11 protein-coding genes are annotated in these 14,525 nt (G+C 72.1%); 8 read left to right on the top strand and 3 right to left on the bottom strand.

What is annotated here, in order from left to right:
* The first annotated feature begins 66 nt into the window (after window positions 1-66).
* The 5 genes from ACFVGS_RS26010 to ACFVGS_RS25990 all read left to right on the top strand — a co-directional run bounded on the left by ACFVGS_RS26010 (window position 67) and on the right by ACFVGS_RS25990 (window position 6,737).
* Window positions 67-837, top strand: a complete 771-nt coding sequence (locus ACFVGS_RS26010; protein WP_384415186.1) for an NUDIX domain-containing protein — start codon at window positions 67-69, stop codon at window positions 835-837.
* A 120-nt stretch (window positions 838-957) separates the two neighbouring features.
* A complete protein-coding gene (locus tag ACFVGS_RS26005; RefSeq protein WP_385693834.1) occupies window positions 958-2,793 on the top strand; it encodes an ATP-binding cassette domain-containing protein in 1,836 nt (611 codons plus the stop codon).
* Window positions 2,794-2,953: 160 nt separating this feature from the next.
* Window positions 2,954-3,838, top strand: a complete 885-nt coding sequence (locus tag ACFVGS_RS26000; protein ID WP_384415181.1) for a FadR/GntR family transcriptional regulator — start codon at window positions 2,954-2,956, stop codon at window positions 3,836-3,838.
* A gap of 376 nt (window positions 3,839-4,214) precedes the next feature.
* Window positions 4,215-5,759 carry an RNA polymerase sigma factor gene (locus ACFVGS_RS25995; protein WP_384415178.1) on the top strand — a complete coding sequence of 515 codons (1,545 nt, stop codon included), beginning with the start codon at window positions 4,215-4,217 and terminating at the stop codon, window positions 5,757-5,759.
* A gap of 159 nt (window positions 5,760-5,918) precedes the next feature.
* On the top strand, window positions 5,919-6,737 hold the full coding sequence (locus ACFVGS_RS25990) for a serine protease (RefSeq protein WP_385693832.1): 819 nt from the start codon (window positions 5,919-5,921) through the stop codon (window positions 6,735-6,737).
* Window positions 6,738-7,023: 286 nt separating this feature from the next.
* On the opposite strand, the gene ACFVGS_RS25985 is transcribed toward ACFVGS_RS25990, so the two are convergent.
* A complete protein-coding gene (locus ACFVGS_RS25985) occupies window positions 7,024-7,254 on the bottom strand; it encodes a hypothetical protein (RefSeq protein WP_046910811.1) in 231 nt (76 codons plus the stop codon).
* A gap of 433 nt (window positions 7,255-7,687) precedes the next feature.
* Between ACFVGS_RS25985 and ACFVGS_RS25980 the strand changes: the two genes are divergently transcribed.
* The 3 genes from ACFVGS_RS25980 (at window position 7,688) to ACFVGS_RS25970 (ending at window position 12,026) form a co-directional block, all read left to right on the top strand.
* Complete coding sequence (locus ACFVGS_RS25980) at window positions 7,688-9,805, top strand: type IIA DNA topoisomerase subunit B (RefSeq protein WP_385693830.1); 2,118 nt, start codon at window positions 7,688-7,690, stop codon at window positions 9,803-9,805.
* A gap of 158 nt (window positions 9,806-9,963) precedes the next feature.
* Window positions 9,964-10,437, top strand: a complete 474-nt coding sequence (locus ACFVGS_RS25975; protein WP_385693828.1) for a DUF485 domain-containing protein — start codon at window positions 9,964-9,966, stop codon at window positions 10,435-10,437.
* Complete coding sequence (locus ACFVGS_RS25970; protein WP_385693826.1) at window positions 10,434-12,026, top strand: cation acetate symporter; 1,593 nt, start codon at window positions 10,434-10,436, stop codon at window positions 12,024-12,026. Before ACFVGS_RS25975 ends, ACFVGS_RS25970 begins: the two co-directional genes overlap by 4 nt.
* Window positions 12,027-12,032: 6 nt before the next feature.
* On the opposite strand, the gene ACFVGS_RS25965 is transcribed toward ACFVGS_RS25970, so the two are convergent.
* On the bottom strand, window positions 12,033-12,725 hold the full coding sequence (locus tag ACFVGS_RS25965) for a response regulator (RefSeq protein WP_385693824.1): 693 nt from the start codon (window positions 12,723-12,725) through the stop codon (window positions 12,033-12,035).
* Window positions 12,722-14,455, bottom strand: a complete 1,734-nt coding sequence (locus ACFVGS_RS25960; protein ID WP_385693822.1) for an ATP-binding protein — start codon at window positions 14,453-14,455, stop codon at window positions 12,722-12,724. The genes ACFVGS_RS25965 and ACFVGS_RS25960 overlap by 4 nt, the downstream gene beginning before the upstream one ends.
* Between the last annotated feature and the right edge of the window lie 70 nt (window positions 14,456-14,525).

The raw sequence follows: 14,525 nt of genomic DNA, 5'->3' as shown, positions 1-14,525 counted from the left end.
AAGAAGTGGGAGCGGATCCCTCCGGCGGACGTGTTTATCGTCAGGAAGACGACTATGATCACGGGCATGTCTCCCTACGACCCGTCGGCCTTTCCGCCCTTCGCTGTCACCGTCGATCTGGTCGTGCTCACCGTGCGGCGCCACTCTCTGTGCGCCCTGATCGTGAAACGGGGGGAGCCGCCCTTCCAGGGACGCTGGGCGCTGCCGGGCGGGTTCGTGCGCGACGACGAGGATCTCGACGCCGCCGCGGCGCGCGAGCTGGTCGAGGAGACCGGGCTGTGCGTCCACGACCCGGGTACCCCGCAGCCCGAGCCGGGCAACGGCGCGCACCTGGAGCAGCTGGCGACGTACGGGGCGCCGGACCGTGATCCGCGGATGCGCGTGGTGAGCGTGGCGCACCTCGCGCTCGCCCCCGACCTGCCCGCGCCGCGCGCCGGCGGGGACGCCAACAGTGCCCGCTGGGCGCCGGTCGAGGAGCTGATCGGTCAGGACGGCGCCGCCGAGCGGGAGGGTGAGCAGCCGGTGCCGCTCGCCTTCGACCACGCCCGGATCCTCGCCGACGGCGTGGAGCGTGCCCGCTCCAAGATCGAGTACTCGTCCTTGGCCACGGCCTTCTGCCCGCCGGAGTTCACGGTCGGCGAGCTCCGCCGGGTCTACGAGGCGGTCTGGGGAGTGGCCCTGGACCCGCGCAACTTCCACCGCAAGGTGACCGGCACGCCCGGCTTCCTGGTTCCGGCGGGCGGCACCACGACCCGGCAGGGCGGCCGGCCCGCGCAGCTGTTCCGTGCTGGTGGAGCGACGTTGCTGAACCCGCCGATGCTTCGCCCGGAGGTCTGACCGGCGCGCGGGAGGCCGCTCCGCGCCGCCAACCCTGCGCCAAAAGTCCGAAATGTGGCGTTATCTTGCTGGGATAGCCGCCCTGCCGCGGAGCGGTCTCACCTACCCGCGAGAGAAGCGATGCTCCAGGCCATCGGACTCACCAGCACCCCCCGCCGGGACCGCCCGCCCGCCGTGGACGACCTCACCTTCGAGGCATCCGCCGGCACTGTCACCGCCCTGCTCGGGCCGGCCGGCGCCGGCAAGACGACGGCCCTGCGCCTCATGCTCCAGCTCGAACCGGGCCGTGGCATCACCTACTTCCGGGGCCGCCCGCTGCACCGCGTCGCCCACCCGGCCCGGGAGGTCGGCGTGCTGCTCGGCGACGTCCCCGGCCACCCTTCGCGTACCCTGCGCAGCCAGCTCCGCATGCTCTGCGCCGCCGCCGGGGTTCCCGGCGCCCGCGCGGACGACATGCTGCGGGTCGTGGGGCTCACTGGCGTCCACGACCAGCGGATCGGCACCCTGCCGCGGGGCATGGACCGACGACTGGGCCTGGCCTCGGCCCTGTTGGGCGACCCGCACACCCTGCTGCTCGACGAGCCCGCCGCCGGGCTCTCCGTACGCGAGAGCGCCTGGCTGTACGACATCCTGCGCACCCATGCCGACGAGGGCGGCACCGTCCTGTACACGACCGCCGACCCCAAGGACCCCGCCCGCAACGCGGACCGGGTCGTCACCCTCGACGGCGGGCGCCTCCGTGCCGACCAGGACGCCGCGGAGTTCGCCCGCACCCGGCTGCGCCCACGGGTCGCCGTCCGCACCCCGCACGCCGCCCGGCTCGCCGCCGTCCTCACCCAGGAGTCCCGTGCCGCCCGGCGCCCCGTGGAGGTGGTGACCGAGGGCGGCAACCGGCTCTCCGTCTACGGCAGCGACTGCGCGAGCGTCGGCGAGAGCGCGTTCCGCAACGGCGTCCTCATCCACCAACTCGCCGACGAGACCGGCGACACCCGCCCCACCCCGCAGCCGCCCGCCCGGTCCGGCCCCGGCGCCCCCGCCTCGGATCCCTCCGCCTCGGACGCCCCCGCCTCGGACCCCTCCGCCTCGGACGCCCCGGCAGGGGACTCCGGGCGCGACGACGGCAAGGCCCGGTCCGCCCGCCCTGCCCCGGCGCCCCGCTCGCCCCGCTCGCACCGGGCGCCCCCCCGCTCCCCGCTCCGCCCACTGCGCTACGAGATCCGCCGCCTCCTCGGCGTGCCGTCCACACCGCTCGTCGCCGCGGGCGTGCTGATGGTGTCCGTGACCCTGGCCGTCCTGCTCGCGCGCAGCGGGCGGACGCCGCTGCCCGCGGTCCTGGCCGGCTGGCCGGCCGTCTCCCCGCTGCCGCCCGCGGCGCTCGGCGCGGGGCTCCTCGGCGCCTTCTCCTTCGGTGAGGAGTACCGCTACCCGGCGCTGACGACCGGACGCGGCACCGTTCCTCGCAGGCTCGGCCTCCTCCTCGCCAAACTGACGGTCTCGGCGGCCGTCGGCGCGTTCCTCGCGGTGCTCGTGGCCGTGGCCGACCTCGAGGCCCTGCGGTTCGTCTACGGCGGCGAGTTGGTGCCCGTACCGCCGAACTGGCCCACCCTGTGCGCGAATTGGTTCGGCCTGGTGGTCGGCTGCGCCTGGGCCGGGCTGCTCGGCGCGGGCGTCTTCCGGGCCGCGGCCGCCGGTGTCGCCGCCGTGCTCGCCGTGCCGGTGGTCTTCGCCCCGCCGCTGCAGCGGGTGCTCGCGGGAGTGCCGGGCCGTACCGTCGCCGGACTCCCGGCACGCCTGAGGGAGTTCGCCAGCATCGAGTGGTCGTCCGCCGCCGACCGCTGGGTGATGGGGGCGCTGCGGGTGGTGGGGCAGCCCGTGGGAGTGGCCCTGGGGCTGACGTTGACGGTCCTGCTCTGTGCCTATGTGCTCACCGGCCGCCACAGCCGTGCCCGTTGGTGATCACCTTTGGTTCGAAAGTTTCCGTTTCAGCGGCAACTGCCTTGAGAATTGCCCGTTATGTCCGATAAATCGTCAATTGCGCATGGGGTGCCGATCACCCTTTCGTGTGCTTTTCACCAAAGACCTCAAGGGGCACCGGAGCCACGCCGACAAAGGATGCGTGAGTACCCTTGCGCACACGATGATGACCCCCGCCCGCCCCGTCGAGTCCGGCCTCGGCGCCCCGGGTGATCTCGACCGCTACCCCTACGCGGAGGCGCCCGGAGCCGACCGCGTCGGCCCGCCGGCCTGGGAGGCGACCGAGGACCTCGGCCGGGTCGGCCGCAGGGCCGCCGGCAGCCGCGGCCGCGGGCTCCACGGACAGCTCGTCCAGCAGCTCGGCCAGATGATCGTCTCCGGCGACCTCGGCGCCGACCGCCCCCTCGTCCCCGAGGAGATCGGCCAGCGCTTCGAGGTGTCGCGCACCGTGGTCCGCGAGTCGCTGCGCGTGCTCGAGGCCAAGGGCCTGGTGAGCGCCCGCCCCAACGTCGGCACCCGCGTCCGGCCGGTCAGCGACTGGAACCTGCTCGACCCGGACATCATCGAGTGGCGCGCCTTCGGCCCGCAGCGCGACGACCAGCGCCGCGAGCTGAACGAGCTCCGCTGGACCATCGAGCCCCTCGCCGCGCGCCTCGCCGCCGGTCACGGCCGCGAGGACGTCCAGCAGCGCCTCTCCGACATGGTCGAGATCATGAGCCACGCGTACGCCCAGGGCGACGGCATCACCTTCTCCCGCGCCGACGCCGAGTTCCACGCGCTCCTCATCCAGCTCGCCGGCAACCGGATGCTCGAGCACCTCTCCGGCATCGTCGCCGCCGCGCTCCAGGTCTCCGGGGCCCCCGCCACCGGCTGCGACCGCCCGAGCGAGAGCTGCCTCGCGCACCACGCCCGGATCGTCGACGCCCTCGCCGCCGGCGACGCCCTCGGCGCCGAGACGGCCATGCGCCAGCTGCTGACCGTCCACCCCGAGGTGGAGCGCGTCGTGCCGGCTCCCCGCGGGAACTGATCCGCGAGCCGTGGCCAGCAGTGCCGTGACGCACGCATCGCGTGCCGCCGGACCCGAGCGGAGCCCGGGGGCGGACATCGCCCCCGGGTGCGCCCGGGCCCGGCGGTGTGATCCTGTGACGTTCCGGATGGTTCATGGCGGATTCGCCGCAAATGCGGTGTGACTCGGGCCACGCGGATTGGGCGTAACACTCCTCGAAGCCGCGCGATGACCTAAGAGGTGACAGCCGAGGAAGGAATACAGCAGCCGCTCGTGGCGCTGTGCAGTTCCCCGGTCCAGCCCGCGCCGTCGGCACATTCCCGCCCGACGGTCGTCGGCTCCGGCCCGATCCAGGGCGGGGCCGGAAGCCGTTTTCCATCGTTCCGAGAGGTTGTTCGTGTCGGCCAGCACATCCCGTACGCTCCCGCCGGAGATCGCCGAGTCCGAGTCTGTGATGGCGCTCATCGAGCGGGGAAAGGCTGATGGGCAGATCGCCGGCGATGACGTGCGTCGGGCCTTCGAGGCTGACCAGATTCCGCCAACCCAGTGGAAGAATGTTCTGCGCAGCCTCAATCAGATCCTCGAGGAAGAGGGTGTGACGCTGATGGTCAGTGCAGCGGAGTCGCCGAAGCGCGCCCGCAAGAGCGTCGCAGCGAAGAGCCCGGCCAAGCGCACCGCCACCAAGACCGTCACCGCCAGGACGACCGTGACGAAGACCGTCTCGGCCGCCGGTGCGGCCCCGGCGGCCGAGAGCGCGGACCCGGCCGAGGAGGCCGCGGCGCCGGCCAAGAAGGCGGCCGCCAAGAAGACCGTCGCCAAGAAGGCGGCGGCGAAGAAGACCGTCGCCAAGAAGACGGCGGCGAAGAAGACCAGCGCCAAGAAGGACGAGGACGAGATCCTCGAGGGCGAGGACCTGCTCGAGGACGTCGCGCCCGGCAAGGACGAGGAAGAGACCGAGGGCGAGAGCAAGGGCTTCGTCCTGTCCGACGAGGACGAGGACGACGCGCCCGCGCAGCAGGTCGCCGTCGCCGGTGCCACCGCGGACCCGGTGAAGGACTACCTCAAGCAGATCGGCAAGGTCCCGCTGCTCAACGCCGAGCAGGAGGTCGAGCTCGCCAAGCGCATCGAGGCCGGTCTGTTCGCCGAGGACAAGCTGGCGAACTCCGACAAGATCGCCCCGAAGCTCAAGCGCGAGCTGGAGATCATCGCCGAGGACGGCCGCCGCGCCAAGAACCACCTCCTGGAGGCCAACCTCCGTCTGGTGGTCTCGCTGGCCAAGCGCTACACCGGTCGCGGCATGCTCTTCCTGGACCTGATCCAGGAGGGCAACCTGGGTCTGATCCGCGCCGTCGAGAAGTTCGACTACACCAAGGGCTACAAGTTCTCCACGTACGCCACCTGGTGGATCCGTCAGGCGATCACCCGCGCCATGGCCGACCAGGCCCGCACCATCCGCATCCCGGTGCACATGGTCGAGGTCATCAACAAGCTCGCCCGCGTGCAGCGCCAGATGCTCCAGGACCTGGGCCGCGAGCCCACCCCGGAGGAGCTGGCCAAGGAACTCGACATGACCCCCGAGAAGGTCATCGAGGTCCAGAAGTACGGCCGCGAGCCGATCTCGCTGCACACCCCGCTGGGCGAGGACGGCGACAGCGAGTTCGGTGACCTCATCGAGGACTCCGAGGCGGTCGTCCCGGCCGACGCGGTCAGCTTCACGCTGCTGCAGGAGCAGCTCCACTCGGTGCTCGACACCCTCTCCGAGCGCGAGGCCGGCGTGGTCTCCATGCGCTTCGGCCTGACCGACGGCCAGCCGAAGACGCTCGACGAGATCGGCAAGGTCTACGGCGTGACGCGTGAGCGCATCCGCCAGATCGAGTCGAAGACCATGTCGAAGCTGCGTCACCCGTCGCGCTCGCAGGTGCTGCGCGACTACCTCGACTGAGCCTGCCCGTCGGCAGACCCGGACGAGCGACGCGTACGACGAACGAAGGGCCCGGTTCCCTACGGGGAAGCCGGGCCCTTCGGCGTGTGCGCGGGTGCACGGAAGGCTCGGCTGGACGACTCTGGGTGAACCGACATCACCGGAGAGTCAGGAGGCTCCATGCGTCGTCCCATCGCCCGAGCATTGACCGGTGCCCTGGGCATGATCGCGGCGGCGGCGGGACCGCTCGCCGCCGCGGCACCAGCGGCCGCCGACAGCGTCGTGGTCGGCGGGCAGCCGACCCGGATCACCGAGGCGCCATGGGTCGTGGCCCTTTCCAGCCGTGACCGGTTCGGAGGTACGCGGGCGGGCCAGTTCTGCGGAGGGGTCGTCGTGGCTCCCACCAAGGTGCTCACCGCGGCGCACTGCCTGGGCCGCGAGGTCCTGGGCGGCGAGCCGTGGCAGCTGTCCGACTTCAAGGTGATCGCGGGACGCACCTCGCTGCGCGGGCAGGGCGGCCAGGAGGTCCGGATCTCCGGGACCTGGGTCAACCCGGACTACGACCGGTGGAGCAACTCCGGCGATCTGGCGGTGCTGACGCTGGAGAAGGCGCTGCCGGCGTCGTACGTGATCGAGGTGGCCCGGCCCGACGACGCGGCGCTCGCGCCGGGGACGGCGGCCACCGTGTACGGCTGGGGGGACACCACCGGCAAGGGGACGTACGCGATGTCGCTGCGGTCCGCGCGGGTGCAGGTGCTGCCCGACGCGTCCTGCGAGCGGGCTTACCCGGGCGGTCCGGGTGCCTCGTACCGCGGTGACACGATGCTCTGCGCCGGAGACCCCGGCGGCGGCAGGGACGCCTGCCAGGGGGACAGCGGCGGGCCGCTGGTGGCCAAGGGCCGGCTGATCGGTCTGGTGTCGTGGGGAAGCGGCTGCGGACAGGCGGAGAACCCCGGGGTCTACACGCGGGTCCCGGTGGTGCTGCCCAGCCGCATCTGAGCCGGCGTCGGGAGCCCGAAGGGCTATGGGCCCGAGGGGCACCTTTGTGGGCCCCGACGGTGCGTCGACATGGCTACGGGCGCCGACAGACCGGCACGGCTACGGCGCAGCCTCCCACGGGCGCAGCCGCCCAGCCGCGGCCACGACCGCCGAACGGAGTCGTGATGCTGCGTCAACGGCCCGTGACGGTACGAGAACGGGCGGCCACCCCCCTGGTGCTGCGGGAGTGGCCGCCCGTCGGCCGGTCGTCAGAAACCGGCTCCTGGCTCGTCGTGGCTGCGAAGCGTCAGTGCTCGTCACCCATCGTCCGGGCCGGCACGTCGGTGAGCCGGTCCGTCTCGTCCTGTATCTCAGCGGCGATCTTCTTGAGTTCCGGCTCGAACTTGCGTCCGTGGTGGGCGCAGAAGAGCAAGTCACCGCCGCTGGTGAGAACGACACGCAGGTATGCCTGGGCGCCGCAGCGGTCGCAGCGGTCAGCGGCCGTCAGGGGGCTCGCGGGGGTCAGAACAGTAGTCAACGTCGCCTCTTCTCTAGCTCGACGAGCTGTCGTACCAGGGTCAACATCCAACCAGGCCGAAAACGTTCCCGCTCGTGGCTTTTCCTCGAAACTTCTTCGCAAGGTGGCTGTCTGCTGCCGGTTGGCGGCGAATGAGCCGTATTGCTTCGCTCTACGGGTTTCGCATTGCTGTGTGTGGTCGTGTCCCTCCGGCGGGTTGCCGGTTGTTCATGAGGACGTGCCCGAACCCTAAATGGTTCATGCCTGGAAGGGAACGTGATGTTCGCGTCACCCCATCGAGGGATCGAACATCCATACGACACTGGACTAGCATGAGGCATCAGGAGGGTGGCGTGACAACGGCTCTACCAGGCATCGGTACCCTCTGACCGGTGACCGGGCCCAGGCCTTACCCACCAGGCCAAGATTTCAAATTCAGCGAGGAGCGAACCGCGTGACCGCCGAGACGTCCGTGCCGTCCAGTGCGCTGCTGACCGCAGACCGTGACGGTTCCAACTACACCGCGCGGCACCTGCTCGTCCTCGAAGGGCTCGAAGCCGTCCGCAAGCGCCCCGGCATGTACATCGGGTCGACGGACAGCCGCGGCCTGATGCACTGCCTCTGGGAGATCATCGACAACTCCGTCGACGAGGCCCTCGGCGGCTACTGCGACCACATCGACGTCATCCTCCACGACGACGGCTCGGTCGAGGTGCGGGACAACGGCCGCGGCATCCCCGTCGACGTCGAGCCCAAGACCGGCCTGTCCGGCGTCGAGGTCGTCATGACCAAGCTGCACGCCGGCGGAAAGTTCGGCGGCGGCTCGTACGCGGCCTCCGGCGGTCTCCACGGCGTGGGCGCCTCCGTGGTGAACGCGCTCTCCGCCCGCCTCGACGTCGAGGTCGACCGCAACGGCGCCACGCACGCGATCAGCTTCCGCCGCGGTGTCCCCGGCATCTTCACGGAGCAGGGCCCCGACAGCCCCTTCGACCCGTCCGGCGGCCTCCTCAAGGGCAAGCGCGTGCCCAAGACCCGCACCGGCACCCGGGTGCGCTACTGGGCGGACCGCCAGATCTTCCTCAAGGACGCCAAGCTCTCCCTGGAGACGCTGCACCAGCGCGCCCGCCAGACCGCCTTCCTCGTCCCCGGCCTCACCATCGTCGTGCGCGACGAGCGCGACCTGGAGGGGATCGGCAAGAGCGAGGAGACGTTCCGCTTCGACGGCGGCATCAGCGAGTTCTGCGAGTTCCTCGCCCAGGACAAGGGCGTCTGCGACGTGCTCCGCCTCACCGGCCAGGGCACCTTCAAGGAGACCGTCCCGGTCCTCGACGACCGCGGGCACATGACCCCGACCGAGGTCACCCGTGAGCTCGGCGTCGACGTCGCCCTCCGCTGGGGCACCGGCTACGACACGACGGTCCGCTCCTTCGTCAACATCATCGCCACGCCCAAGGGCGGCACCCACGTCTCCGGCTTCGAGCAGGCGATCACCAAGACGGTCAACGAGGTGCTGCGCTCCGCCAAGCTGCTGCGCGTGGCCGAGGACGACATCGTCAAGGACGACGCCCTCGAAGGCCTCACCGCCGTCGTCACCGTGCGTCTCGCCGAGCCGCAGTTCGAGGGCCAGACCAAGGAGGTCCTCGGCACCTCCGCGGCCCGCCGGATCGTCGCCAACGTCGTGAGCAAGGAGCTCAAGGCCTTCCTGACCTCCACCAAGCGCGACGCCAAGGCACAGGCCCGCGCCGTCCTGGAGAAGACGGTCGCCGCCGCTCGCACCCGCATCGCGGCCCGCCAGCACAAGGAGGCGCAGCGCAGGAAGACCGCCCTGGAGTCCTCCTCGCTGCCCGCCAAGCTCGCCGACTGCCGCAGCGACGACGTCGAGCGCAGCGAGCTCTTCATCGTCGAGGGAGACTCCGCGCTCGGCACCGCCAAGCTCGCCCGCAACAGCGAGTTCCAGGCACTGCTGCCGATCCGCGGCAAGATCCTCAACGTCCAGAAGTCCTCCGTCTCGGACATGCTCAAGAACGCCGAGTGCGGAGCGATCATCCAGGTCATAGGGGCGGGCTCGGGCCGCACCTTCGACATCGACGCCGCGCGGTACGGGAAGGTCATCATGATGACCGACGCCGACGTCGACGGCTCCCACATCCGCACGCTGCTGCTCACGCTGTTCCAGCGCTACATGCGGCCCATGGTCGAGCAGGGCCGGGTCTTCGCCGCGGTGCCGCCGCTGCACCGCATCGAGCTGATCCAGCCGAAGAAGGGCCAGGACAAGTACGTCTACACGTACTCGGACAACGAGCTGCGCCAGACCCTGCTCGAGTTCCAGCGCAAGGGCGTCCGCTACAAGGACTCCATCCAGCGCTACAAGGGTCTCGGCGAGATGGACGCCGACCAGCTCGCGGAGACCACCATGGACCCGCGCCACCGCACCCTGCGCCGGATCAACATCGGCGACCTGGAGGCGGCCGAGCAGGTCTTCGACCTGCTCATGGGCAATGACGTGGCGCCCCGCAAGGAGTTCATCACCAGCTCCGCGGCGACCCTGGACCGCTCGCGCATCGACGCCTGACGGCCACCCGCAGGAGACCGCCCCCGGCGCCACGCGCGCGCCGGGGGCGTCTTCACACCATGGGGTGAAAAGGGGCGGGAGAAGAGTCCGGGATCTTCCCGCTCTGTCCATCCTTGGGCACGCGGCCGAAACGGTTCGCTGACAAGGAGAGTTCGCCTGTGGAGAAGCAGGAAGGGCGCGACCCCGCGACGGTACGGTTCGACGACCCCTGGTACGACGAGCTGGCAGCCGGCTGGGGCGAGCACGATCCGACCGACGCCGCCGGGGCCGCGCCGGACACCGTTCCCCGGCAGCAGGCCGCCCCCAGCGCCGCCGACATCTATCTGGAGGTCCAGCGCAGCCCCGCCTTCCAGGAGGTGCGCGGCCGCTACCGCCGGTTCGCCTTCCCCGCCGCCCTCGCCTTCCTCGTCTGGTACCTGGCGTACGTCGTCGCCGCCACCGCCGTGCCGGGTCTCATGGCCAGGCCCGTCGCCGGAGCGGTCAACGTCGCCATGGTCGCCGGACTCGGCCAGTTCGCCACCACCTTCCTGCTGACCTGGGCCTACGCCCGGCACGCCCGGCTGCGCCGCGACAGCGCCGCCCTCGAACTGCGCTGGGACACCCAGGAGATGACCCGAGGGGTGCGGCAGTGACCGGTAACCACCAGACGCTCGCGCTGCTGCTCTTCAGCGCCTTCATCGCGGTCACCCTCGGCATCACCACCTGGGTCAGCCGCAACCGCCGCGGCTCCGCCGAGGAGTTCTACGCCGGCGGCCGGCTCTTCTCGCCCATGGAGAACGGATTCGCCATCGCCGGCGACTACATGTCCGCCGCCTCCTTCCTCGGCATCTCCGGCCTCATCGCGCTCTTCGGCTACGACGGCATGCTCTACTCCGTCGGATTCCTCGTCGCCTGGCTGGTCGTCCTCCTCCTCGTCGCCGAACTGGTCCGCAACTGCGGCCGGTTCACCCTCGCCGACGTCGTGGCCTCCCGGATGGCCGAGCGGCCCGTCCGGATCGCGGCCGGCGCCTCCTCCGTCACCGTCTCCGTGCTCTACCTGGTGGCCCAGATGGTCGGCGCCGGCAGCCTGGTCGCCCTGCTGCTCGGCGGCACCAGCGACGCCGCCCGCGCCTGGACGGTGATCGGCGTCGGGGCGCTGATGGTCGTGTACGTGTCGCTCGGCGGCATGCGGGCCACCACCTGGATCCAGATCGTGAAGGCCGTCCTGCTGATGGCCGGCACGATCACCCTCACCGTGCTCGTCCTGCTCCGCTTCCAGTTCGACGTGGACCAGCTGCTGACCACCGCGGCCGAACGCAGCGGCCACGGCCGGGACTTCCTCGCCCCGGGCCTGCGCTACGGCGGCGACTGGACCGCCCGGGTCGACTTCGTCAGCCTCGGCCTCGCCCTGGTGCTCGGCACCGCGGGACTCCCGCACATCCTGGCCCGCTTCTACACCGTTCCCACGGCCCGCGCCGCCCGCCGCTCGGTCGTCTGGTCCATCGGCCTCATCGGCAGCTTCTACCTGATGACGATCGTCCTCGGTTTCGGCGCCGCCGCGCTGGTCGGCCCCGACACCGTCCGCGCCTCCAGCGGCGCCGGCAACACCGCCGTGCCGCTGCTCGCCCTCGACCTCGGCGGCGGTGCCGGATCCACCGGCGGCACCGTGCTGTTCGCGGTGGTCGCCGCCGTCGCCTTCGCCACCATCCTCGCGGTGGTCGCGGGCATCACGCTCGCCTCCTCCGCCTCCGTCGCGCATGACCTCTACGCCTCCCTGCGCCGCCGCCACGCCAGGCAGTACAGCGAGGTGACGGTCGCCCGGATCGCCGCGGCCGGGATCGGGATCGCCGCGATCGGCATCGGACTGCTCGCCCGCGACCTCAACGTGGCCTTCCTCGTCGGCCTCGCCTTCGCCGTCGCCGCCTCCGCGAACCTGCCCGTACTGCTCTACTCGCTCTTCTGGCGCCGGTTCACCACCCGGGGCGCCGTCTGGTCGGTCTACGGGGGACTCGTCCCGGCGGTGCTGCTCGTGGTGGTCTCACCGGTGGTCTCCGGCAGCCCCGAGTCCCTGTTCCCCGGCGTGGACCTCCAGCTCTTCCCGCTGCAGAACCCCGGCGTGGTCTCCATCCCGCTCGGCTTCCTCGCGGGCTGGCTCGGCACCGTCACCTCGCCCGAACCGCCGGACGAGGCCCGGTACGCCGAGACGGAGGTGCGGGCCCTCACCGGAGCCGGGGCCGTGTGACGGCGCTCAGCGCGCGGCAGGGCTCTCCCACACGTACCGGTGCTCGGGACGGCCCGTCTCGCCGTACTTCAGCGAGAGCCGCACCCGGCCGGTGCGCTCCAGGAGCTTGAGATAGCGCTGGGCGGTCTGCCGGCTCACCCCGGCCCGCTCGGCGATCTCCTGCGCCGACAGCGGCCCGTCCGCCGCGAGCAGCACCTGGCGCACCAGCTCGGCCGTCGTCGGGGAATGACCCTTGGGTAGATCCGGCTCGACCGCGCCCGCCGACAGCGCCCCGAAGATCCGGTCCACCTGGGCCTGTTCGGCCTCGCCGCCGACGTCCAGGGTCCGCCGCAGCGAGGCGTACGCGTCCAGCCTGGCGCGCAGCCCGGCGAAGCCGAACGGCTTCACCAGGTACTGCAGCGCCCCGTGCCGCATCGCCGCCTGGACGGTGGCCACGTCACGGGCCGCGGTCACCATGATCACGTCGCACTGCCGGCCCAGGGCGCGCAGCTCGCGTACGACCCCGAGTCCGTTCCCGTCCGGGAGGTAGTGGTCGAGCAGGACCAGGTCCACCGGAGGCTCCGCCTCGGCGAGCCGGTCCAGCGCCTCCGCCGCCGAGTGGGCCACGCCGACCACGTGGAAGCCCGGCACCTTCGCCACGTACGCGGCGTTGACCTTCGCCACGCGTACGTCGTCGTCGACGACCAGGACGCCGATCACCGCGCCTCCTCCGCGGCCATGGGCCCGCGCTCCACGTCGGGCCGGCGCTCCTCGTCGGGCCCGCGCTCGTCGTCGGGTGCGCGCTCCTCGTCCGCCTCGCTCAGCGCGTCGGGCAGCACCACGGTGAACTCCGCGCCGCCGTCCGCACCGGAGCCGACCCGGGCGCTCCCGCCGCGCCGCTCCGCGAGCCGGCGCACCAGGGCGAGCCCCAGGCCCCGCTTGCCGTGGGCGGGCGGCTCCTTGGTCGTCCATCCCTCGGTGAAGATCAGTTCGCGCCGCTCGTCTGGCACACCGGAGCCGCTGTCCGCGACCTTCAGCACCACCGTCCGGCCCTCGGTGCGCAGATCCACCTCCACGCGCGCGTGGCGGGTGCCGGACGCGGCGTCCAGGGCGTTGTCGACGAGGTTGCCGACCACGGTGACCAGCTCACGCGGGTCGACCAGCCGGTCCGGGAGCAGCGACCCGGGTGCGACGCGCAGCGAGACGCCCCGCTCGGCGGCGACGGCGGCCTTGCCGACCAGGAGCGCCGCGAGGAGCGGGTCGTGGACCTTCTCGGTGACCTGCTCGGCGGTCGCCCGGTGCACACCGACCACTTCGGTGACGAACTCGACGGCCTCGTCGTACATCTCCAGTTCGAGCAGGCCGAGCAGGGTGTGCATCCGGTTGGCGTGTTCGTGGTCCTGGGCGCGCAGGGCGTCGATCAGCCCGCGCGTGGAGTCCAGCTCGCGGCCCAGCCGCTCCAGCTCGGTGCGGTCGCGCAGGGTGGCGACGGCGCCGCCGTCGTGCGTGGGCATGCGGTTGGCGATCAGCACCCGGCTGCCGCGCACCGTGACCAGGTCCTCGCCGGTCGCCCGGCCCGCCAGCACGTCCGCGGTGCGGCCGGCGCCCAGCGCGTCCTCCAGGGGCCGGCCGGTGGCCTCCGGGCCGAGGCCGAGCAGCCGCTGCGCCTCGTCGTTCATCAGCCGGATCCGGCCGGATCCGTCGAGGGCGACGACTCCCTCGCGGATGCCGTGCAGCATCGCCTCGCGCTCGGCGAGCAGCGCCGAGATGTCGGAGAAGGCCAGGTCGTGGGTCTGCCGCTGGAGCCTGCGGGAGATCAGATAGGCGGCGAGCGCGCCCGCCGCCAGGGCACCGCCGGCGTACCGGAGCAGCCCGGGGATCGCCGCCACGAGCCGGTCGCGGACGCTGTCGTACTCGATGCCGACGGACACCGCGCCGACGATCTCGCCGCGCCGGTCCCGCAGCGGCGCCTTGCCGCGCGCCGAACGGCCCAGGGTGCCGCTGTCGATCTCCATCACCTCGTGCCCGGCGAGCACCTCGCTCGGGTCGGTGGAGACGCGCCTGCCGATCTGGGCGGGGTCGGTGTGCGACCAGCGGATCCCCCGAGGATCCATCACCACCACGTACTCGGCGCCGGTCGAGCGCCGGATCCGCTCCGCCTCCGCCTGCACCGGCCCCTGCGCCGAGGGCCGGGTGGCCGCCAGATCGGCGGCGACCTGGGGCGAGGCCGTGGTCTGCGCGATGGCCAGCGCGCGGCGCATGGCCTGGTCGTCCAGCTGGGCGCTGAGCGGGGCGAGGAACAGTCCGGTCGCGAGCACCGTCACACCCGTCGCGATGGCCAGCTGCATCAGCAGCACCTGCGAGAACACCCGCCGCGGCCACCCGATCCTGCGCCTGCGCACGGGAGGCCGCGCGGGACGCCGCGAGCGGGAGGCGGATGCGGGGCTCATGGCCGAAACGGTACGGGGACGAGGGCGCCGACCGGAAATGCCGCTGCCGGGGGCGGCGCGGGGGCCTGCC

It is taken from the genome of Streptomyces sp. NPDC127114 (genome assembly GCF_042677525.1).
Classification (GTDB): Bacteria; Actinomycetota; Actinomycetes; order Streptomycetales; family Streptomycetaceae; genus Streptomyces.
This window is presented reverse-complemented; position numbering and strand designations above follow the sequence as displayed.

Bases quoted from the DNA above. Each gene is read 5' to 3' on its own strand.
- ACFVGS_RS25960 (WP_385693822.1), bottom strand. From the start codon at position 14,455: ATGAGCCCCGCATCCGCCTCCCGCTCGCGGCGTCCCGCGCGGCCTCCC.
- ACFVGS_RS26010 (WP_384415186.1), top strand. From the start codon at position 67: ATGTCTCCCTACGACCCGTCGGCCTTTCCGCCCTTCGCTGTCACCGTC.
- ACFVGS_RS26005 (WP_385693834.1), top strand. From the start codon at position 958: ATGCTCCAGGCCATCGGACTCACCAGCACCCCCCGCCGGGACCGCCCG.
- ACFVGS_RS25990 (WP_385693832.1), top strand. From the start codon at position 5,919: ATGCGTCGTCCCATCGCCCGAGCATTGACCGGTGCCCTGGGCATGATC.